This is a genomic window from Desulfuromonas acetoxidans DSM 684 (genome assembly GCF_000167355.1).
GTDB classification, from domain to species: domain Bacteria; phylum Desulfobacterota; class Desulfuromonadia; order Desulfuromonadales; family Desulfuromonadaceae; genus Desulfuromonas; species Desulfuromonas acetoxidans.
The window spans coordinates 22011-44241 of the sequence record NZ_AAEW02000021.1; the positions used below are offsets into that span (position 1 = coordinate 22011).

A 22231-nucleotide genomic window follows, 5' to 3' on the forward strand; every position below is an offset into this window, starting at 1 on the left:
GAACCATGGCCAAACAGGATGACGACAATCTGACCACCTCCACCGAGGCGATCCTTGAGAGCATCAGCGATGGCGTGTTCACCGTTGATAACGACTGGCGCATCACTTCATTTAACCGCGCCGCCGAGGAGATCACCGGCACGCCGCGCGATCAGGCCATCGGCCAACTGTGCTCCGAGGTGTTTCGTTCAAGCATGTGCGAAAACCACTGCGCCTTGCGTCAGACCCTGGCCGACGGCAAGCCAATTATCAACCGCACCGGCTACATGATCAATGCCTTGGGCCGCCGCATCCCCATCAGTATCTCCACTGCTGTGCTACGCGACAGTCACGGTCACATCATCGGCGGTGCCGAAACATTTCGCGATCTCACCGAAGTGGAAACGCTGCGCAAGCAACTCAGCGGCCGGCGCCAACTGGGCGATCTGGTCAGCCACAGTCCGGTGATGCACGATATTTTTCAACTGATCACCGCCGTGGCCGCCAGCAGCAGCACGGTGCTGATTCAGGGAGAAACCGGCACCGGCAAAGAACTAGTCGCCCGGGCCATCCACAGTATCAGCGACCGCGCCGAGCAGCCGTTTGTCGCCGTCAATTGCGGCGCACTGCCCGACACCCTGCTTGAATCCGAACTGTTCGGCCACAAAAAAGGGGCGTTTACCGGTGCCGTTGCCGACAAAGCGGGACGCTTTGCCGCCGCCGGACGCGGCACTCTGTTTCTCGACGAAATCGGCGAGATCAGTCAGGCATTGCAGGTGCGCCTGTTGCGCGTGTTACAGGAACATCAGTTTGAACCGCTCGGTGCCAACCGCAGTGAACCCTGCCATGCCCGTATCCTGGCCGCCACCAACCGCAACCTGGAACAGATGGTGGAGGAGGGAACCTTCCGCCGCGACCTGTTCTATCGTATTCAGGTCGTACAGATCGATCTGCCCCCTCTGCGCCAGCGCATGGAAGATCTGCCATTGCTGGTCGATCACTTCATCCAACGCTTCAACCAGCTGCAAAATAAAAACATCAAAACCGTCACACCGGCGGCGCTCAGCGCCCTGATGGCCCATCACTGGCCGGGCAACGTACGCGAACTGGAAAACATCATCGAACGGGCCTTTGTTCTGTGCAAAACCAGCGAAATCGACCTACCCTGCCTGCCTGCAGCACTGCAACGGGGAGCCGCCGACAGCGGTGCCCAAGCCATGCGCGCCAGCCGCCAGCAGCACGAGCGCCAGGTGATTCTCGCCGCACTGCGACGCAATCACTACAACCGTGCCGCGACAGCCCGCGAACTCAACATCCACAAGGCAACGCTCTACCGTAAAATCAATACATTAAACATCTCCCTGCCCGACCAGGACGGGCGCAACAGCACAGCGTCGCAATAAAGCAACGCCACCACCAGTACCGTCGCACAAACGCGTCACATTCCCACCTTCGCACATCAATGCCCATCAAAACAAAAACAAAAAAACACCCTGTGAAACCAGCGAGATAAATCAAAACACCCCGCAAAAGAGCCGCTTTGGCACTCCCTTTGCTCATATGGTCAAGCAACACTCTGGAAACCACCCGGGAAGGAGCTGCCTGTGGCTACTGCAGGATTTACGATTTGGAATGACCGCATCGCGCCGGTATTTGATGTGGCCAGTCAACTGATCATTGTCGATGAACATTTGGATCAGCCCTGGCGACAATTGACCCTTCCCGAAGGTTCCGCCTTAGACAAACTGTGGTTTCTCAAGCAGCAACAGGTGACCACACTGGTGTGTGGCGCCATGACCTGCAGCAGTTACTACGCGGCGGACGGTTACGGCATCACGGTATACCGTTTTATCGCCGGACCTTGCCAGGCCGTCATTGACGGCTGGCTTAACCATGTGCCGCTGGAACACCACTTCCCCATGCCGGGTTGCGGTGGTGCCGGACGGCAGCGACGAGGACGACGCAACAAACAAACGATGCTGCGTCCTCTGAAATAACCTGAAAAGGAGTCGATCATGCCCAATCAGAACGGAACAGGGCCATTAGGAGAGGGCCCAATGACAGGTCGCGGTGCCGGTCGTTGCGGCCGCGGACAGCGCAATAGTATTTCCGGCCGCGGTATGGGCCGCCAGGGAATGATGCGTCAAGGCGTCCGCCGTCTCGACGACACCAATGACGCGGCCCTGCGCCAACAAATGGATGAGATGCAACAACAGCTCAACACCATGAGCAAAGCATTGGAAGAACTCGGTCGTCAACGTAACTGATCTTTCCACATCAGGAGTCTGTCGAACATGCCGGGGCGACACAACAAACCAGCCTATCGACAGACTCCCAGCAACTCAAGGCATCATGACGGATTTCAGCCGCTGTGATGAGCAGAGGAACCATGAAAATAGCTTTCAGTACCCAAGGAAACGATCTTACGGCTTTGGTGGATACCCGTTTCGGTCGCAGCGAACGCTTCTTGATTGTTGATACCGAGCAGGAATCCATTGAAGTCATTGAAAACACTCAGAATCGCCAGTCCGCCCAAGGCGCTGGGATTCAGAGCGCCACACACCTGATCCAGAACAACGTCAATGCCGTAGTCACCGGCCAGTGCGGCCCAAAAGCGTTTGCTCTGCTGAATCGCTCAGATATTACCGTGTACCCAACGCCATCCATGACAATCAGTGAGGCACTTGACGCGCTGAAAAATGGCCAGCTTTCGCCCACCAAAGATGCCACGGTTGAGGGCCATTGGGGTGAGGTATGAAACTGGCCATCGCCTCCGGAAAAGGGGGAACCGGCAAAACGACGCTGTCCGTTGCTCTGGCCCAGGTCGCTGACAGACCGGTTCAACTGCTCGATTGCGATGTCGAGGAACCCAACAGCCATCTGTTTTTTGAGCAGGCCGCGACAGATTGTGAAATTGTCACGGTGCCGGTGCCACGCATTGATGAACAACGCTGCCAGCATTGTGGCGCGTGTGGTGAGTTTTGCGCATTTAATGCTCTGGCCTGCCTGCCGACGGAAACGGTTCTATTTGAAGGGCTGTGCCACAGCTGTGGCGGCTGCCGTCTGGTTTGCCCCCACGATGCCATCAGCGAACAGCAGCAACGCATCGGCGTAATCCGCAAAGCCCGCCACGGCAAGATCGACCTGTTCAGCGGTGTGCTGGATGTCGGGCTGGCCATGTCACCACCACTGATTCGCGCTCTGAAGCGCCATCAAAACGACGAGACGTTGATCCTGCTTGATTGTCCACCGGGCACATCCTGCCCGTTGTCGACCACCATTCAGGATGCGGACATGGTCCTGCTGATCACCGAGCCGACTCCGTTCGGCCTGCATGATCTGGAGATTGCCGTCGAAACAGTGCGTCAACTCAAACGCCCCATCGCCGTGATCATTAACCGCAGCGATCTCGGCGACAACAGCGTTACTAACTATTGTCGCCGAGAAAGGATCCCGGTTTTACTGCAGTTGCCGTATGAAAAACGGGTGGCCGTGGCGTATTCGCGCGGCGAAGGGCTGCTTGACGCCCTGCCCGGCCTGGAGACGCAACTTGAAATTGTACTGCAACATGCCGAGAAACTGTATCGGGAGAGTCTGTCATGAAAGAACTGACTATCATCAGTGGTAAGGGCGGCACGGGCAAAACCAGCCTGACCGCAGCTCTGGCCGATCTTGCTGACGACTGCGTCATCGCCGACTGCGACGTGGATGCGGCCAATCTCCATCTACTGCTGTCACCGCAAGTTGACCACTGTCATGAATTTATCAGCGGCACCATTGCGGTGATCGACGAACAAGGGTGCACCCAATGTGGTGAATGCCAACGTTTGTGCCGATTTGGCGGCATCAGCGCCACACCACCCTACACCATTCAGCCGTCCGGCTGTGAAGGCTGCGGAGTGTGTGCCCGTTTCTGCCCGCAACAGGTCATCACCATGGAACCACGCCGCTGCGGTGAATGGTATCAGTCTCACACCGAGCAAGGCGCGATGATCCATGCTCGGCTTGATGTCGGCGCCGAAAACTCCGGAAAACTGGTCAGTCTGGTCCGCGAGCAGGCACATCAATGGGCAAAGGCACACAACATCCCCCTGTTGCTGATCGACGGCCCCCCAGGGATTGGTTGTCCGGTTATCGCTTCCATCACCGGCGCCGACCATGTGTTGATCGTGACTGAACCCACCCTGTCGGGGTTACACGACATGGAGCGAATTATTGACTTGCTGGAACATTTTTCCATCCCCGGCAGCCTGTGTATCAACCGCTGGGACATCAACCCCAACATGACCCGGCAGATTCGCGACGCGGCAGCCCGTCGCCATGTAGACTGCGTCGGTCTGATCCCGTTTGATCGCCATATGGTCAACGCCCAGCTCAAGGCCCAACCAGTGGTCCGCCAGCACGACAGCATTGCCGCCATGGCCATTCGCGATCTATGGAATAACCTCAACGGTCTTGTAACCGTTCTTGAACCCTCAAACCTCTTACCGAAAAACCAGGAGTCTCGTGTATGAAAATCGCTATCCCTACAGCCGAAGGCAAACTAACCCCCCATTTCGGCCACTGTGAAAAATTTGCCATTGTCACTGTCGACGAAAATGCCGAAATCGGCAGCCCTGAATTTATCACCCCGCCGCCACATGAGCCGGGTGTTCTGCCGCAATGGCTGGCTGAAAAGCAGGTCACTCTGATCATTGCCGGCGGCATGGGCCAACGTGCCCAGCAGTTATTTGACAACAACGGCATTCAGGTCATTACCGGCGCACCTGCCGAACTGCCTCAAGTGTTGGTCCAACAACATCTCAACGGCAGCCTGACCACCGGGATCAATCTCTGTGACCATTGATCTGGCAACAGCCACCGGTCAAGGTCAAGGGCATCAACACTGCATTATGTGTGGTGAGCACAATCCGCTGTCGCTGAAACTTTCGTTCAGCGACGACGGTCAGGGAGGTGTCCACACCTCTTTTCGCGGTTCGCCGTGGCTACAGGGCTACCAGAGCCTGCTCCACGGCGGCATCATCTGTTCCCTGCTCGATAGCGCCATGACCCACTGCCTGTTCGCCCATCGCATTAAGGCGGTGACCGGAGAATTGAAAATCCGTTTTGTTCAGCCGGTCCCCGCCGAAGCCACTCTGCAGTTGTCGGCGCGCATCACCCACAGCCTGCCACCTGTTTATCGAGTCGAGGCGCAACTCCACCAGGAGAACTGCCTGATGGCACGCGCCGATGCGAAGTTTATGCAATTCGATGCCCTGCCAAACGGGGCGGACCAGCCTGCCCGTTAAGGGGAAAAATCTCCTTGACAGCGCCCCGATCGAACGGTACAGTGCGCCGTTACTGAAGCATAAAAACACAGAGAAACGAGGTGAAGTACATGTATGCGGTGATCAAGACCGGAGGAAAACAATACAAAGTATCCGAAGGTGACACAGTAAAAATTGAAAAAATCGCCGGTTCTGTGGGTGAAACCATCGAACTGAGCGAGGTCCTCATGGTCGGCGGAGAAGAGGTAAAAATCGGAGCACCTCTATTGCCAGGCGCAAAGGTTACAGCTCGCATTGTCGAGCAGGGCAAGGACAAAAAAGTTCTCGTCTTCAAATCCAAGCGTCGCAAGGGCTTTCGCAAGACCTATGGACACCGTCAACCCATCACTCGTCTGATGATTACAGGCATTGAGGCTTAAGGAGGCTACTCATGGCTCACAAAAAAGCGGGCGGCAGTTCCAAGAACGGTCGCGACAGTGTTGGTAAGCGCCTTGGCGTCAAGCGATTCGGTGGTCAGGAAGTGACAGCCGGTTCCATCCTGGTACGTCAGCGTGGGACCACGTTCCACCCAGGTAACAATGTTGGTTGCGGCAAGGATTATACCCTGTTCGCCCTGATCGACGGCGTTGTCAAGTTTGAACGCAAAGACAAGAAGCGTCAGAAAATTTCTGTTTACGCCAACTAGTCGCGCGAACAACACACAACTAAAGACCCGGAGTTCAGCGTTGAGAACTTCGGGTTTTTTTATGGTAAATTGGGAGAACGTTTTTACAAAAAGACGCCGGATATTCATTTCGACTACCCGTGGCCCCATAAACCGTTAAAAAACGTTGCGGTGTTGCCAGGCAACACGATTCACAACACCAGCCGACTTTATAATTCATGCGATCATCGCGTTTACAACGCGCGTCGCAAGAAAGACAATACCCGATCATGCGCTTCGTTGATCAAGTCAAAATCCACATCAAATCCGGCGACGGCGGCCGCGGCTGCATGTCGTTTCGGCGTGAAAAATTTATTCCCCGTGGCGGTCCTGACGGCGGTGACGGCGGTGACGGTGGCGACGTTTATCTGCACACCGACTCCAGCCTGACCACCCTGCTCGATTTTCGCTACAATGCCCACTACAAGGCAACCAACGGCGCCCCCGGCATGGGCAAAAACATGCACGGAAAAACCGGCGACGACCTGACCATCCACGTGCCTCCCGGCACGCTGGTCTACGATGCGGACAGCGATGAACTGCTGGCCGACATGGTCGAACCCGGGCAGACCACCAAGCTGCTCAGCGGCGGCCAGGGCGGCCGCGGCAACGCCCGTTTTGCCACCAGCACCAACCGAGCACCGCGCCACTGTCAACCAGGCACCCCCGGCGAGACACTTACCCTGCGGCTGGAACTGAAGCTGCTGGCCGACGTCGGCTTGGTGGGCATGCCCAACGCCGGAAAATCAACCCTGATCCGTGCCGTGTCCGCAGCCCGGCCCAAAGTAGCGGACTACCCGTTTACCACCTTGGTGCCCAACCTCGGCGTGGTTCGCTATGGCGGCTTTAAAACCTTTGTCATGGCCGACATCCCCGGCTTGATTGAGGGCGCCAGCGACGGTCAAGGCCTTGGCACCCGCTTTCTGCGCCATGTGGAACGGACTGATTTCTTCCTCCACCTGGTGGATCTGACCAGCGCCCCGGAGGACAACCTACTTGAGCAGTTTGATATCATCAATGGCGAGCTGAAACGTCACGATGCCACCCTGGCCAACAAACCGCAACTGGTGGTGCTGACTAAAAACGATGTCACCGATGTCCGCGAGCGGGCTGAAATCGCCCGTCCCCTGTTTGAACAACGCGGCTATCAGGTGTTTACCATCTCCGCCATCAGCGGTGATGGCCTTAAAGAACTGGTCGAGGAAGTGGGAACACGTCTCGACGCGTTAAAGGAAGCAACTTCTGATGATGGCACGACGAATTAAAGCCATGCGCAAAACATTGATTTCACCGGCAAAACGGGTGGTAATCAAAGTTGGCAGTGCGGTAATTTCTGATCAGGACGGCCTCGATCGCAACCACCTTGACGCCTTGGCCCAGGACATCTGCACGTTGAAGCAGCGTGGCTACGAAGTCATCCTGGTCTCGTCGGGTTCCGTGGCGGCCGGAAAAAAAGATCTGGGCATCACCGGCCGGCCGAAGACCATCCCACTCAAACAGGCGGCTGCTGCCGTTGGCCAAAGCCGCATGATGCGTTACTACCGCACAGCGTTTCGCGAGCGCAAGGAGAACGTTGCTCAGGTGCTGCTGACCCGTGACGACCTGGCCAATCGCCGCCGCTATCTCAACGCGCGCAACACCCTGACAACGCTGCTTGATTACGGCATTGTCCCGATTATCAATGAAAACGACACCGTCGTTGTTGACGAAATCCGCTTTGGCGACAACGACAACCTGTCGGCTCTGGTGACCAATCTGGTCGACGCCAACCTGCTGGTCATCCTGTCCGACGTCGACGGCCTTTACGACAAAGATCCGCGCAAACACCCCGATGCCGCCCTGATCCAGGAGGTGGAGCGAATCAATGAAAAGGTCAAAGCCATGGCCGGTGTGGCCGACAGCGAACTCGGCACCGGTGGCATGGCCACCAAACTCAAGGCGGCCAAGCGCGCCACCATGCACGGAGTCGGCACTGCCATTATCAACGGCCTGACGCCCGGCAACCTGCTCCGTCTGTTTGACGGCGAAGATATCGGCACCTATTTTTTCCCGGCCAGCAACCGCATGGCAGCAAAAAAGCACTGGATCGCCTTTACCAAAAAACCACGCGGCAAGTTGCTCGTCGATGAAGGCGCCGTCAATGCCGTCGTTCACAATGGCCGCAGCCTGCTGCCATCGGGCATCAAGGGCGTCGAAGGCGGCTTTGATCGTGGCGATGCCGTGCGTCTGTGCGATGAGCAGGGCAATGAATTCGCCAAAGGGGTCACCAACTACGCCCTGGCTGAACTGCTGCAGATCATGGGAAAAAAAACCGCTGAAATCGAGCGGGTTCTCGGCTATAAATATGGCGACGAAATCATTCACCGTGACAATCTGGTCTTGACCGAAGCCGACGGTGACGAAAACAGTTAATTTAAAAAACACGCAAGGAGCGTTGAGGATGAATGTTGCAGAGCAGATGAAACAACTGGCCCTGGAGGCCAAACAAGCGGCGACAACCATGGCCGAGCTCTCTTCGGCAGTCAAAAATGACCTGTTATGTCGTATGGCTGCAGCCCTGGAATCCAAAACCAGCCAGCTGCAACAGGAGAACGAAAAAGACCTTCAGGCAGCTCGCGACAACGGCTTGTCCAGCGCCATGATCGACCGCCTGGTTCTCAATGATGACCGCATCACAGCCATGGCTGACGGCCTGCGGGAAGTCGCCGCACTGCCCGACCCGGTCGGTGAAGTTACCGGCATGTGGCGCCGCCCCAACGGCATCCAGGTAGGCCGCATGCGCATTCCGCTGGGCGTTATCGGCATCATTTTCGAATCCCGGCCCAATGTCACCGCCGACGCAGCCGCCCTGTGCCTGAAGAGTGGCAATGCCGTGGTCCTGCGAGGCGGCTCTGAAGCCATTCATTCCAACACCGCTATCGGTGCCATCCTCAAAAACGAGCTAAAAGGCATGGGACTGCCGGAAGCCGCCCTCCAGGTGGTCACCACTACGGATCGCCAGGCTGTCAATGAGCTGTTAAAACTCGACGAGGAGATCGATCTGATCATTCCCCGCGGCGGCGAAGGCCTGATTCGTTTTGTCAGCGAGAACTCGCATATCCCGGTGATCAAGCACTACAAAGGGGTGTGTCACACGTTTGTCGATGCCGACGCCGACACCGATATGGCCACCGAGATCTGCCTTAATGCCAAGGTGCAGCGTCCCGGCGTGTGCAACGCCATGGAAACCCTGCTGATCCACAAGGACATTGCGGAAACCTTTGTACCGCATATTGCCCGAGCCATGAAGCAGCACAAAGTGGAACTACGCGGCTGCCCGGCCACCTGCGCCCTGACTGATGACGCGGTCGCCGCCACGGAAGCCGATTGGGACGAGGAATACCTCGACCTGATCCTTGCGGTCCGCGTGGTCGACAACCTCGATCAGGCCATTGACCACATCCGCCGCCATACCTCGCTCCACACCGAGGTCATCGTCACCAGCAATTACGCCAACGCGCAAAAATTTACCCGTAGCGTCAACTCCAGTGTCACCATGGTTAACGCGTCGTCACGCTTTTCCGACGGCAACCAGCTTGGTCTCGGCGCTGAAATCGGTATTTCAACCACAAAGCTGCACTCCTTTGGCCCCATGGGGCTGGAGGACCTGACCACGCGCAAATTCGTGGTCTTCGGCGACGGCCAAGTGCGCCCCTGACGGAACAGACACGATGAAGACAGGGATTATCGGCGGCACGTTCAACCCCATCCACCTGGGACACCTGGCCATTGCCCGGGAAATGCAGCAACGCTTTGCGTTAGACCGGGTGTTATTTATCCCGGCAGCCATCCCACCACATAAAAAGGTTGCGGGATTGCCGCCGTTTGCACAACGACTGGCCATGGTTGAGTGCGCGATTGCCGGGACAGACGGCTTTGAGGCATGCGACATTGAAGGACATCGCCAAGGCAAAAGCTATTCACGCGACACCCTGCAACAGCTTCATGCTCTTTACCCCGAGGACAGCTTCTATTTCCTTATCGGCATGGACTCGCTTCACAGCTTGCACACTTGGTACCATTTCGAGGATATTTTCCCCTTATGCAATCTGGTCGTCGCCCGTCGTCCGGGCGTGGCGAAACCAGCGTCGACAGACGCTCTGCCCGTTGCTATCCGCGGGCAGTTCTGTTATGATTCCGTACTTAAAACTTTTTGCCACACAAGTGGCAGCCACCTGTATTTCCTGACGGAATCGTTCATCAACATTTCGTCAACACAAATACGTCACAACCTGGCTGACAACCGCCCTGTTGAAGAGGCACTTCCACAGGCGGTCTACGAATACATCAAGACGCATCACCTGTATGCGTCCGGGAAAGGTTAACGATTTTGCAATCCGATCAACGCGCTCTGTTGTGTTCTGAATACGCTCTGGACAGAAAAGCTCTCGACGTCAAGGTGCTCCACATCAGCAAACTGTCATCCCTGGCCGACTATCTGGTCCTGGCCACCGGCACCTCGGACCGTCAGGTGCAGGCCATTGCCGAGTCTGTCCGTCTGGGCCTTAAGCAGAACCACGACCTGCAACCCCTCGCTATCGAAGGGATGAACGAAGGGCGCTGGGTCCTGCTGGACTACGGCGATGTGATGGTGCATGTCTTTCAACAGGAGGTCCGCTCATTTTACGATCTGGACGGCCTGTGGTCTGAGGCGGCTGAACTGGAACAGCCCCAGACAAACAAAGCTAACGGTTAACAACAGAGAACCGTGAAACTGACGATTCTTTGTGTCGGAAAACTGTCGCTCCCCTTCCTTAAGGAGGGACGTGACGAATACCGCCAACGTCTGAAGCGCTATCTGCCCGTTGACGAGATTGAGTTAAAAGAGGAAAAGCGCGGTGGGAAAAAAGCCACGGCCGACTTTGTTCGCAACCATGAGGCCGAAGCACTGACGGCACGCATTCCGGCAGGAAGCTACGTCATTGGTCTTGACGAAAAGGGGCGCCGGCTCAGCTCCGAAAAGCTGGCCGCCAACCTCGAAAGACATATGAATCAGGGCACAGCCAATGTATGTCTGATTATCGGTGGCGCGTATGGTCTAACAGAGGCATTGCGGCAACGTTGCGACAGCCTGCTATCGCTGTCTGACATGACCATGACCCACCAGATGGCCCGCATGTTCCTTTACGAACAACTGTATCGGGCCATGACAATTATCCGTCGGGAGCCGTATCACAACAGTTAACGGCTACCGTCGACCGGTCTCGTCGAACGGGACAAAACTGAAGCATCCATACATCTGGTATATTGTAGATATAATTTTATATTTATCTCGGGAATTTCCCGCAGGAGGACCGTATGACCCTCATGTCATTTCTTCTCGTTGTCATCATGTTCCTGGCTTTTTTTGTCTTCTTCTCAGGCATCAACCCCCAGGAAATGACTATTTTTTTCCTGCCGGACAGTTCGGTCACGTACCCGGTCACGGTTGTGGTCATTGGCTGTATTCTGGTTGGTCTGTTCATCGGCTACGGTTTTCACCTCTACGGCGCACTGACCTACGGAATGCGCAACTGGCTGCGTGGCCGCGGTGAGAAGAGAAACAAAGAGATCGAGACCATCTACCGTGACGGCGTCGGTCGCCTGCTCTCCGGTGACATCAAAAAAGCCCACGCCCTACTGCAAAAAGCCATCGACAAAAATCCAAACAAGGTGGAAAGCTACATCGCTCTGGCTAGCGTCAACACCCAGGAAGGCAACCAACAGGGGGCAATCACCTTACTGCGCAAAGCCAAAAGTATTAACGGCAAAAGCCTCGAAGTTCTGTTCAAACTGGCGGCCACCTACGAAGATCTGGGCGAAGACGATTCAGCGTGCAAGGAGATCGAAGAGATCCTTGAACTGGAGAAGGATAACCGCAAAGCTATCCGCGCCTTACGCGACCTCCACATGAAGCATCAGCGCTGGGAACAGGCACTTGAGCTGCAGAAGCGTTTGCTCAAGGCTGGCCCGAGTGGCAACCGCATCCAGGAGGAGAAAGAAAAACTTCTCTCCATCCGTTACGAGGTTGCTCGCCAGAAACTGGCCAACAATGATGAAGATCAGGCCATTTCGTCCCTAAAACAGATCATCAAGGAAGCACCGGAGTTTACGGCGGCCCGCGTCACCCTCGGCGATGCCTACGCCCAGCAGAACAATGCGGAAGATGCAGCACTCATCTGGCAAGACAGCTACAAAAAACTCGGCCGCAGTGTGTTTCTCTCTCGCCTGGAGAATCTCTACATTGAGCAGGAAGATCCGCAATCCCTGCTGTCCTTTTACAGCAGCGCTCTGATGGCACGCAGCAACGACCTGGTGTTGCGCTTTTTCTACGGCAAACTGTGTCTGCGTCTGGAAATGGTTGACGAAGCTCTTGAGCACATCTACACCGTGGAGAGCTCCGCACCCGACTTCCCGCAGATCCACCTGCTGCTGGCCGAAGCGCATCGTCGCCGTAACCGCATTGACGAAGCGATCGGGGAATACCAGAAAGCCCTTGGCGTCGACAACCAACTCAGCCTCGGATATGTCTGCGACTGCTGCGGCACCACCTCTCTGGAGTGGATGAGCCGCTGCGAACAGTGTGGCACCTGGGGCAGCTACAGCATCGCCTTCCGCAAGCTGATCGAAGACCGCAAGGTTGTCGAGCCGGTGATCCCCCAGCCAGGAGCATAACCATCATGGCCGCTGCCCAACGTCCCGTCATCCTGACCATTCTCGACGGCTGGGGAATCAATCCCGACCGGGAGAATAACGCTGCAGCCCTGGCTGACACGCCATTTCTTGACGGACTGTTCCAGCGCTACCCCAACAGCCGCCTGGAAGCATCAGGGCTGGCTGTCGGACTGCCGGAAGGACAAATGGGCAATTCGGAAGTGGGGCATTTAAATATCGGTGCCGGTCGGGTCGTTTATCAAGACCTGACCCGCATCACCAAAAGCATCAGCGACGGCGACTTCTTCACCAACGCGGCTCTTTGCGAAGCCATGGACCACACCAAAGCCCGGGGCGGTGATCTACACCTCATGGGTCTGCTTTCCGATGGCGGAGTCCACTCGCTAAACAGCCACCTCTACGCACTGGTTAAGCTGGCCAAAGACAAGGAAATCGAAAAAGTTTACATCCATGCCTTTATGGATGGCCGCGACACCCCGCCACGCAGTGGCGCAAACTATTTACAGCAACTCGAAAAGCAGCTGCAGCAACTCGGCACGGGAACCATTGCCACCATCTCCGGCCGCTTCTACGCCATGGACCGCGACCAACGCTGGGAGCGGGTTGAACAGGCCTACCGTGCCATGGTCGAGCGCCAAGGCAACACATTCCCTTCCAGCGCTGCCGCAATTCAAGACTCCTACGCCAATGATGTCAGCGACGAATTTATCGTGCCCTGCCTCATCGACGGCGGCAAAGCCGTCAGCGACGGTGACGGCATGATCTTTTTCAATTTCCGTGCAGACCGGGCGCGCGAAATCTCCCGCGCTTTCACGACAGAGGATTTCGACGGGTTCTCCCGACAGAGAAAAATCGATCTGGCCCATTACGTGTGCATGACCGAGTACGACGAGCACCTCAAACTGCCCGTTGCTTTCCCGACCGAAACCTATCCCAACATTCTGGCCCAAACAGTCTCAGCGGCCGGACTGAAACAACTGCACATTGCCGAAACAGAAAAATATGCCCACGTCACCTTCTTTTTCAATGGCGGCAATGAAACCAGCTACACCGGCGAAGACCGAATCCTGGTCCCGTCACCAAAAGAGGTAGCCACCTACGACCTGAAACCACAAATGAGCGCTGAAGAGGTCACCCGCCAAGTTACGGAGCAAATTCGCAGCAACACCTACGACCTGATCATCCTCAACTTTGCCAATCCGGACATGGTCGGTCACACCGGCGTTCTCTCCGCAGCCATCACCGCGATGGAAACGATTGACCACTGCGTTAAACAGGTTGTAGAAACCGCTCTGGACGCCGGCGGATGCCTTCTGATCACCGCTGACCACGGCAATTGCGAGCAGATGGCGGACGCATCCGGCTCGCCACACACAGCACACACCAGCAACCCGGTTCCGCTCCTCTACGTCAGTGAGCACACTGACGGAGTTACCCTGTCCCCTGGAAAACTCGCGGATCTGGCCCCAACATTACTGCAACTGCTGGACCTGCCGCAACCGACAGAGATGACCGGCCACAGCCTGCTCAGCAATAGCTGAAATAAGGACAGCCTCAAAAGATGGCCATTGCCCGCGCAATCCATCCCTTGGTTAAGCTCTTGAAGGCTGTCGACAACAGCCTGTTTCCAGCCGCATGTCACGCATGTCAGAAACGGCTGAACACCAATGAGCCGTTCCTGTGCCACGACTGTCAAACATCATGCCTGCAACAGCCGACAGCCCACTGCCCACGCTGCGGCCAACCCCACCCCGCAACAACCACGCAGAACCATCTTTGCAACCGCTGCCTGACCTCCCCCCCTCCTTTCAACTGGCTCAAGGCCGCCGGAATCTATCAAGGACAGCTTGCCGAGCTGCTGCAACAGTTCAAGTTTCACCACAAAACATCCCTGGCATCCCCCCTGGCCGACTTGATCCTGCTCCAACATCAGCAGGCTATCGATGAGTTTGCAGCCGACATCATCGTCCCGACACCACTTCACTTCCAACGGCTCCGTGAACGCGGCTACAACCAAGCCAAGCTGATCGGCCAACAACTGGCAAGACATCTCAACCTCCCCGTTAACTGCTCACTAGCCCTGCGCAACAGACCAACACCGCCACAATCGACACTCAGTCTGAACCAACGCATCGATAATATGCGCGGCGTGTTTTATAGCCCGGAAGCACGCCCTTCAAGAATCCTGCTGATAGACGACATTGCCACCACAACATCCACCGCCCGAGCCTGCAGCCGCGCCCTGACTCAACGCGGCCACACGGTCGCTGTACTGGTTGTCGCCCGAGCGCTGCCTCACCACTGACACTCAACCACACCAACGCTTAACAACAAACCAGCTTGACGCAAGATCAACATCTTACCAATCTTGGTATTTTATGCCTTGACTGACGCAGCACAGGTGCTAACATCGTTGAGAAGCACAAAGGAGTTTCTCATGGCAAAAAAACATCAGACACCCTCTTCCGCACAGCTTGAAAACCAAGCAAGAAAAGCGGAAAAAGAGCGCCAAAGCCGCTACTTCAATAGCGAAGAGCAACAGCGCAACATGAAAAACCTCCTCTACGGACCCTCAGAGACGAGCAACGAGTCCTGACTTTCCCAGCAGGCACCTGTCACCCCCGACAAGACCGCACAATCTCCTTGCCCGCCCCCAGCCAATGTGCTAGAAATTTTCTTTACTGTAAACAGTGAGACCATGATGGCCACGAGTGTTCAAGCGCCCGCGCGACCCGAATGAGGCTTCGAAAAGAACAGTGCCGTCTTCGTAGGTTTGGCGGTATATTTCAAAGCTCAGGCGGGTCAATGACTTGCGCGATCAGCCACCAACAGCCTCACTGCTGCAAACAAATTTATACGCTGTTATCATACCTCTCGTGAAGGAGCACACTATGCAGGACATCCAGATCTTACCCGTGGATGAGACCAAACAACCGGTTCAGGATGAATCACAGCTGGTTTTCGGCAAAGAGTTCACCAACCGTATGTTTGTCATGGAATACAAAACCGGACAAGGCTGGCACTCACCACGCATCCAGCCCTACGGCCCATTCAGTCTTGATCCGGCCGCACTGGTATTGCATTACGCCCAGGAAATTTTTGAAGGCCTCAAGGCGTTTCGCCGCGAAGACGGAGAGATTGCCCTGTTCCGCCCTCGAGACAACTTCGAGCGTTTCAACCTCAGCGCTCGTCGTATGTGCATGCCGGAACTGGATGTCGATCTGTGCCTCAAAGCACTGCGCGAACTGCTCAAACTGGAACAAAACTGGGTCCCGAAAAGTGAAGGCACCAGCCTGTACATTCGCCCAACCATGATCGCCACGGAACCGGTTCTCGGTGTCAAACCGGCCGATGAGTACCTGTTCTACATCATCCTGTCACCAGTTGCCGCCTACTACAAAGGGGGGTTGAAACCCGTTAAAATCTGGGTATCCGATGAGTATGTGCGTGTTCCAAGCGGCGGAACCGGCGAAGCAAAGACCGGCGGCAACTACGCCTCCAGCCTCTACGCGTCAGCTCTGGCTGCGCAAAAAGGCTACGACCAGGTATTGTGGCTTGACAGCGTTGAGCGCAAATATGTCGAAGAGGTCGGCAGCATGAATATCTGCTTCCTCTACGACGGCAAGATCGTTACCTCACCACTGAGTGGCTCGATTCTCAACGGAATCACCCGCCGCTCAATTCTGACGCTGGTTAAGGAGATGGGTTATGAGGTTGAGGAACGCGCCCTGACCATTGACGAAATCCTCGACGGCGCGGCCAATGGTCGACTCACCGAAGCCTTTGGAACCGGCACAGCCGCAGTCGTTTCTCCGGTCGGCCATTTCACGTACCGAGAACGCGAAGTTGACCTCGGCAATGGCGAAGCCGGTGAACTGACCATGAAACTCTACAACACCCTGACCGGCATTCAGTACGGTCGCTGTGAAGACAAATACAACTGGGTTGAAACCCTGTAAATCCGACCTCTTTACACCAACAAAGCCCCGACACGACAATCGGGGCTTTGTTGTATACGCCCCATTGAGTACACAGAAAAACACACAGAAACTCACCTCCCCCCATAACACACTCCACATCCGCCCCTAACACTAGAAAATTCATTCGCTTATTTAGCTAGTTACAGGATTTGCCGTCAAAACAAAAGAATAGGCACACCCTTTGCTTATAAGTTCCGAGGACAAAGAAATCATTCGATTGGAGGACAATGCCAATGTGTCGAATTGGAGCAATTAAAAGTAAAAATTATACCCACCCGAGTAAAGCCCTGCAGTTAATGCAATCTCAGCAAAAAGGGCACGACAACTCTGGGTTTGCCATGGTCATGCAAGACCTGGGCGGTATTTTTGAGGGCTACAAACATCTGCCCACCCTGTCTATGGCCTGTACCGATGAGGGTCTGAATCTGGCGGAAAACATCTTGCACGAAGCCGGCTTTCGCCGCGTTCTGCAATGGGTGCCTGACACCTTCCCCAGCGACGAACTCGACATCAATGCGATGCCGAACTACGTGTTTGAGACCTTCAGCTACCCCAAAAGCTACAAACATGCCACCCAGGAAGAGAAAGAGGAACTGCTGCTCGACATGCGCCTGAAAATGCGCGCCGCGCTGGAGCCGGATGAGCAGGGATTCGTTTACTCATTCTGGCCGGACGTCGTTACCCTGAAAGAGATTGGCGATCCGCGCGATATTGGCACATTCTTCAACTTGTGGCAGGAAGACGAAAATTTTACCGCCAAGGTCATTACCGCCCAATGTCGTCAGAACACCAACTACGACATCGTGCGCTATGCGGCTCACCCGTTTTTCCTCCAGGGATATACCGGACTGGCCAACGGCGAGAACACATTCTACCAGAAGAACAAGGAGATGCAGGCCAAGCTGCACCGCGGCTACATCGGCTTTGAATCGGATTCGCAGTGCTTCCTCTACAGCCTGCACTACATCCACCGCCAACTGAAATGGCCACTGCAGTACTTCAAGCACGTCATCACGCCCCTGCCATTCGATGAGCTGCAGAGCCGTGACGATGCTGACCAGCTGCGCTCCATCCGTCAGTCCCTTGCTCACCTGGAGATTAACGGACCAAACACCATCATCGGTGTGCTGCCGGACAACACACTGTTCACCTGCTGCGACGCTAAAAAACTGCGTCCGGTTGTTCTTGGCCAAACCGAGGACACCATCGCTATCGCTTCAGAAGTATGCGGCATTAACGAAATCCTGCCGGATCGTGAATGGTCGACTGATATTTACCCCAACGAACGCGAAATCGTCGTGATCAATGATGAGCTGGAGGTTGCACGATGGAAACAGTAAAAATACAGGACATCACCCCCAATGACCTGCCGTGGAAGCTACGCTACGACGCCAGCCGCTGCACCCTGTGCGGCTCCTGCGTTGCGGCCTGTTCTTTCCGCGCCATCGAGCCGAAAATCGAGCGTCGTCGCATGGTCTTTTCCGAAGGCGACCTGCCTGATCCGCGTGCCCGCTTCTCCGCGGTGCCGGTAATCCAACAGGTCAACTCGCTGAAAAACTACTGCCGCGGCTGCGGTATCTGCGAAAAGGTGTGCCCTAACGACGCCATTGCCCCAGTGCGCAATCCGGATACGCGCCACCCCATCGTCACCCGCTGCAGCGGTGGTGACTCGATCAAACGTGGCGGTCGTAAAAACCTTACCGGCAGCACCCGTACCCTGGACCAACTGCGCGTTGGCCGCATTTCGCAAATGACCGACCCAAGCCTCGATGCCCAGCGTCACACCTTTGACATGCTGGCCCCCTTCGGTCGCATTCTACCTGCCGACGAACTGTCCATGACATTGGACAGCAGCGGCAAGCTGGTCAACAACGCTCAGACACCGCCAGTCAACTGGATCTATCCGGTGATCATTGGCGACATGTCCATTGGCGCGTTGTCGTGGCGGATGTGGGAAGGCGTGGCTATGGCCGTCGCTTACCTCAACGAGGAATGTGGCCTGCCGGTGCGCATGTGCTCCGGTGAAGGTGGCGTTCCGATGCGTTTACTCACCAGCAAATATCTCAAATACTTGATCCTACAGGTCGCCTCCGGCCACTTCGGCTGGAACCGGATCATCAAAGCCATGCCACACATGGTGGAAGACCCGGCCGGTGTCCTGATCAAGATCGGCCAGGGCGCCAAGCCCGGCGACGGCGGTCTACTTCAGGCGCAGAAAGTAGCCGAACATATCATGGCCATTCGCGGGGTTCCCAAAGCCGACCTGCTTAGCCCACCGAACCATCAGGGCCTCTACTCCATTGAGGAGAGTGTTCAGAAGATGTTCCTGTCGTTCAACGCGGCATTCAAATTCCGAGTTCCGGTGTCCATCAAGGTAGCGGCTTCAGCGACCAGTGTTTCGGTGTTCAACAACCTGGTCCGTGACCCTTACAATATCGTCGGCGGTTTCTTCCTCGACGGTATCGATGGCGGTACCGCAGCAGCCCACGAGGTCTCTCTTGACCACACCGGCCATCCGATCGTCAGCAAGCTGCGCGATTGCTACCTTGCGGCTGTCACCCAGGGACGCCAGGGGCAGATCCCACTGTGGGCTGCCGGCGGACTTGGCAAAACCGGCGATCTGGCGGCAGATGCCTTTAAAATGATGTGCCTTGGTGCCAACGGCGTGTTCAGCGGCAAGCTGATCCTGCAGATGGCCGGCTGTGTCGGCAACGACCTCGGTCGCTGCAATGCTTGTAACACCGGCCTGTGCCCGGCAGGAATCACCTCGCAAATCCCGGCGTTGGCCCACCGTCTCGATCCGGAAAAGGTTGCCGAAAACATCGTCAACTACTTCCTGGCCATGGACCAGGAGCTGAAAAAGCTCATGGCTCCTATCGGCAACTCCTCGCTGCCCATCGGTCGCTCCGATGCACTGGTCGCCATGGATAAAGCCGTCGCCGATCGCCTGCAAATCCAGTACGTGTGTTAAGGAGGATCTCAATGGCTGCACAAATTAATGGTTTTGATGCCAATGCCCGGCGTCTCTCCACTCAAATATTACTGCAAAAAATCTACACCGCTCTGGAACAGGGAGAAACCGAATTTGAGGTACTCTCCTCCGGGCATCACAATATTGGCGGCCCGCTGTGGACCGAAGATGGCACACCGCTGAAATTCCGGGTTAAAAACCCCGGCCAGCGTGTCGGCTCTTTCGGCCTCAATGGCACCGATATTGTTGTTGATGGCTCAGCACCGGCTGATGCCGGCTGGCTCAATGCCGGTGCCACCCTGACGATTCTCGGCGACAGCGGCGACACCACGGCCCACTGTGCGGCAAGCGGTAAAATCTACGTCGCCGGCCAGGTGGGAACCCGTAGTGGTTCGCTGATGAAACACGATCCGGCATTTGACGCCCCGGAACTGTGGGTTCTGAAAAAGACCGGATCCTTCTCGTTTGAATTTATGGGTGGCGGTATTGGTGTCATCTGCGGTGTTGACTGCGAAAACGAGGAATCCATCCTCGGTGATCGCGGCTGCGCCGGTATGGTTGGCGGCACTCTGTACATCCGCGGCCCAGTTACCGGCCTGTCCAACGACGTCTGGTTGATGGAACTGGACGAAGCTGACCACCAATTCCTCCGCCAGGGTCTTCCGGAATTTCTGGAGCGCATTGAGCGTCAGGATCTGACCGACACCCTGACCGATATGCGCCAGTGGAAAAAGATTGTTGCCAAGACCTACGAAGAACGCAACGCCAAGGAGCGCATCTCTCTGAATGAATTCCGGCTCGGCAAGTGGGTCGAGGGCGGCATTTTCGGCGACATCGTTGACGACGATTACAACCACGTTGCCGGACTGGTTAATGCCGGCGACGACCGCCTGAAAGTGCCACATTGGATGGAAAAACGCTACGCCGCACCGTGTCAGTCCTCCTGCCCGTCGTTCATCCCGACCCAGGACCGCCTCAAACTGCTGCGTGAAGGCAAAGAAAAAGAGGCCATGGAACTGGTGTTGCGCTACTCGCCGTTCCCGGCCAGCGTCTGCGGCCAGGTGTGTCCCAATCTGTGCATGGACGCCTGCAGCCGTCGCTTCCTCGACAGTCCGGTTTCCATGAAGCAACTCGGTGCCCTGTCCGTCGGCACACCGGCTCCAGAATGTGAACCGGACACCGGCAAGAAAATCGCCGTCATCGGTGGTGGCCCCGGCGGTCTGTCCGCAGCCTGGCAACTGCGCCTCAAAGGGCACGACGTCACCGTCTATGAAGCAGACGAGCGCCTCGGTGGTAAGCTGTACCAGGCCATCCCGACAGAACGCCTGCCTGAAAAGATTCTTCAAGGCGAAATTGATCGCATGCTCAGCAGCGGTATCAAAGCCCAGACCGGCACCAAGGTCGATGCCGCCCTGTTTGACGAAATCCGTCAGAACAACGATGCTGTCGTCATTGCCACAGGAGCTCACAACCCAGTGGTCATTCCATTCCCCGGCCACGAGCGCATGGTCAAAGGACTCGACTTCCTCAAACAGATCAATGCCGGTCAAAAACCGTCCATTGGTAAAAAAGTGGTTGTTATCGGTGCAGGCAACGCCGGCATGGACGTTGTTCTCGGCGCCTACGCCATGGGTGCAGAAAAGGTCATTGCCATCGACGTTCAACGTCCTGCGGCCTACCAGAAAGAGATCGATCACGTCAAATCACTCGGTGGTGAAATCCGTTGGCCGGTCTTTACCGACCACATCAGCGAACAAGGCCTACACACCAAGGATGGCGAACTGATCGAAGCGGATGATGTCATCATCTCCATCGGTGAACGTCCAGACCTGTCGTACGTTCCCAGCGAATGGCTGACCGATCGCGGCATGATGGATGTCAACAGCTGCTGGCAGGTTCACGGCCAGGACAACATCTTCGCCATTGGCGACACTACACGCCCCGGCCTGTTGACCAATGCCATTGGTCATGGCCATGAAGCAGCAGATTACTGCAGCGACTGGCTCAACGGTCTTGAGGTGGTGGAACGCAAAAAGCTGGAGGTGATCCCCCAACACCGCCTGAGCAAAGAATTGTTCCGCCCGCGAAATCGCGGACGGCTCAATATCACCGACGGTCGTGAAGAGACCACCCGTTGCATCTCCTGTGGCACCTGTCGTGACTGCTCCATGTGTCTCGAAGCATGCCCGGAAGCGGCAATCCGCCGCATTGAAGGGCCGAACGGCACCTTCGAATACGTCTCCGATGACCACGTTTGCATCGGCTGCGGCATCTGTGCCGGCCTCTGCCCCTGCGGCATCTGGACAATGGAGCAAGTGGTTTAGTTACACATTCTAAAGAATAAAAACCCTAATAAAGGCGAGCTGCGGCTCGCCTTTTTTTATTCCTGCAGTATACTCCTGTGATGAACTTCAGCCGATACGGTCATTTTACGAAACAGGAGTCGTCATATCGCCTAACAAAACCCTTATTTTCACGTTTCCATCACGGAAGAAATCAAGAAAAGACACAAAAACCACCAGTTACAAAAAGTGGCACACATTGTGATATGCGTATATAAGGACATAACATTGTCGCTATCTAGATAAATGCGATACGTGATCAGACGTGGCCCCTGTCACACACGCCTGATCTCATA

General features: G+C 55.9%; 24 protein-coding genes. All 24 read left to right on the forward strand.

Going from position 1 to position 22231, the window contains the following annotated elements; translation table 11 throughout:
- The first annotated feature begins 5 nt into the window (after positions 1-5).
- The 24 genes from DACE_RS14450 to DACE_RS14560 all read left to right on the forward strand — a co-directional run bounded on the left by DACE_RS14450 (position 6) and on the right by DACE_RS14560 (position 21917).
- Entirely contained in the window at positions 6-1382 is a 1377-nt protein-coding gene (locus DACE_RS14450) for a sigma-54 interaction domain-containing protein (RefSeq protein WP_006002439.1), read from the forward strand.
- A 201-nt stretch (positions 1383-1583) separates the two neighbouring features.
- The gene (locus tag DACE_RS14455; protein ID WP_006002441.1) at positions 1584-1976 is read left to right on the forward strand and encodes a NifB/NifX family molybdenum-iron cluster-binding protein; all 393 of its coding nucleotides are present in this window, start codon (positions 1584-1586) and stop codon (positions 1974-1976) included.
- Positions 1977-1994: 18 nt separating this feature from the next.
- Positions 1995-2246 (forward strand): DUF5320 domain-containing protein, encoded by a 252-nt coding sequence (locus tag DACE_RS14460; protein WP_006002443.1) that lies wholly within the window; start codon positions 1995-1997, stop codon positions 2244-2246.
- Between the two features lie 122 nt (positions 2247-2368).
- The gene (locus DACE_RS14465; RefSeq protein ID WP_006002445.1) at positions 2369-2737 is read left to right on the forward strand and encodes a NifB/NifX family molybdenum-iron cluster-binding protein; all 369 of its coding nucleotides are present in this window, start codon (positions 2369-2371) and stop codon (positions 2735-2737) included.
- The gene (locus DACE_RS14470; protein ID WP_006002447.1) at positions 2734-3582 is read left to right on the forward strand and encodes a nucleotide-binding protein; all 849 of its coding nucleotides are present in this window, start codon (positions 2734-2736) and stop codon (positions 3580-3582) included. Before DACE_RS14465 ends, DACE_RS14470 begins: the two co-directional genes overlap by 4 nt.
- Positions 3579-4493, forward strand: coding sequence for an ATP-binding protein (locus tag DACE_RS14475; RefSeq protein ID WP_006002449.1), 915 nt, complete (start codon positions 3579-3581; stop codon positions 4491-4493). Before DACE_RS14470 ends, DACE_RS14475 begins: the two co-directional genes overlap by 4 nt.
- Positions 4490-4825 carry a NifB/NifX family molybdenum-iron cluster-binding protein gene (locus DACE_RS14480; protein ID WP_006002451.1) on the forward strand — a complete coding sequence of 112 codons (336 nt, stop codon included), beginning with the start codon at positions 4490-4492 and terminating at the stop codon, positions 4823-4825. The genes DACE_RS14475 and DACE_RS14480 overlap by 4 nt, the downstream gene beginning before the upstream one ends.
- A complete protein-coding gene (locus DACE_RS14485) occupies positions 4815-5267 on the forward strand; it encodes a PaaI family thioesterase (protein ID WP_006002452.1) in 453 nt (150 codons plus the stop codon). The genes DACE_RS14480 and DACE_RS14485 overlap by 11 nt, the downstream gene beginning before the upstream one ends.
- An 89-nt stretch (positions 5268-5356) precedes the next feature.
- Positions 5357-5665, forward strand: a complete 309-nt coding sequence (gene rplU / locus DACE_RS14490; RefSeq protein WP_006002454.1) for a 50S ribosomal protein L21 — start codon at positions 5357-5359, stop codon at positions 5663-5665.
- Positions 5666-5676: 11 nt separating this feature from the next.
- A complete protein-coding gene (gene rpmA, locus DACE_RS14495) occupies positions 5677-5931 on the forward strand; it encodes a 50S ribosomal protein L27 (protein ID WP_006002455.1) in 255 nt (84 codons plus the stop codon).
- A gap of 248 nt (positions 5932-6179) precedes the next feature.
- Positions 6180-7214: a GTPase ObgE gene (gene obgE, locus DACE_RS14500; RefSeq protein ID WP_040367608.1), complete on the forward strand. Its 1035-nt coding sequence runs from the start codon at positions 6180-6182 to the stop codon at positions 7212-7214.
- A 4-nt stretch (positions 7215-7218) separates the two neighbouring features.
- Positions 7219-8361 (forward strand): glutamate 5-kinase, encoded by a 1143-nt coding sequence (gene proB / locus DACE_RS14505; protein ID WP_040367614.1) that lies wholly within the window; start codon positions 7219-7221, stop codon positions 8359-8361.
- A gap of 28 nt (positions 8362-8389) precedes the next feature.
- Positions 8390-9646, forward strand: a complete 1257-nt coding sequence (locus DACE_RS14510) for a glutamate-5-semialdehyde dehydrogenase (protein WP_006002460.1) — start codon at positions 8390-8392, stop codon at positions 9644-9646.
- A 13-nt stretch (positions 9647-9659) separates the two neighbouring features.
- Positions 9660-10313, forward strand: coding sequence for a nicotinate (nicotinamide) nucleotide adenylyltransferase (nadD, locus tag DACE_RS14515; protein WP_006002462.1), 654 nt, complete (start codon positions 9660-9662; stop codon positions 10311-10313).
- A gap of 5 nt (positions 10314-10318) precedes the next feature.
- Positions 10319-10684, forward strand: a complete 366-nt coding sequence (gene rsfS / locus DACE_RS14520; RefSeq protein ID WP_006002465.1) for a ribosome silencing factor — start codon at positions 10319-10321, stop codon at positions 10682-10684.
- Between the two features lie 12 nt (positions 10685-10696).
- Positions 10697-11173, forward strand: coding sequence for a 23S rRNA (pseudouridine(1915)-N(3))-methyltransferase RlmH (gene rlmH / locus DACE_RS14525; RefSeq protein WP_006002467.1), 477 nt, complete (start codon positions 10697-10699; stop codon positions 11171-11173).
- Positions 11174-11286: 113 nt separating this feature from the next.
- Positions 11287-12642, forward strand: a complete 1356-nt coding sequence (locus DACE_RS14530; RefSeq protein ID WP_006002469.1) for a tetratricopeptide repeat protein — start codon at positions 11287-11289, stop codon at positions 12640-12642.
- A 5-nt stretch (positions 12643-12647) separates the two neighbouring features.
- Positions 12648-14183, forward strand: coding sequence for a 2,3-bisphosphoglycerate-independent phosphoglycerate mutase (gene gpmI / locus DACE_RS14535; protein ID WP_006002470.1), 1536 nt, complete (start codon positions 12648-12650; stop codon positions 14181-14183).
- Between the two features lie 20 nt (positions 14184-14203).
- The gene (locus DACE_RS14540) at positions 14204-14947 is read left to right on the forward strand and encodes a ComF family protein (RefSeq protein WP_006002471.1); all 744 of its coding nucleotides are present in this window, start codon (positions 14204-14206) and stop codon (positions 14945-14947) included.
- A gap of 132 nt (positions 14948-15079) precedes the next feature.
- On the forward strand, positions 15080-15238 hold the full coding sequence (locus tag DACE_RS18240) for a hypothetical protein (protein ID WP_155809155.1): 159 nt from the start codon (positions 15080-15082) through the stop codon (positions 15236-15238).
- A gap of 295 nt (positions 15239-15533) precedes the next feature.
- Positions 15534-16601 carry a branched-chain amino acid aminotransferase gene (locus tag DACE_RS14545; protein ID WP_006002472.1) on the forward strand — a complete coding sequence of 356 codons (1068 nt, stop codon included), beginning with the start codon at positions 15534-15536 and terminating at the stop codon, positions 16599-16601.
- A 254-nt stretch (positions 16602-16855) separates the two neighbouring features.
- Positions 16856-17962: a class II glutamine amidotransferase gene (locus tag DACE_RS14550; RefSeq protein ID WP_006002473.1), complete on the forward strand. Its 1107-nt coding sequence runs from the start codon at positions 16856-16858 to the stop codon at positions 17960-17962.
- Positions 17950-19593 carry a glutamate synthase-related protein gene (locus tag DACE_RS14555; protein ID WP_006002474.1) on the forward strand — a complete coding sequence of 548 codons (1644 nt, stop codon included), beginning with the start codon at positions 17950-17952 and terminating at the stop codon, positions 19591-19593. The genes DACE_RS14550 and DACE_RS14555 overlap by 13 nt, the downstream gene beginning before the upstream one ends.
- Positions 19594-19604: 11 nt before the next feature.
- Entirely contained in the window at positions 19605-21917 is a 2313-nt protein-coding gene (locus tag DACE_RS14560; RefSeq protein WP_006002475.1) for an FAD-dependent oxidoreductase, read from the forward strand.
- Positions 21918-22231: the final 314 nt, after the last annotated feature.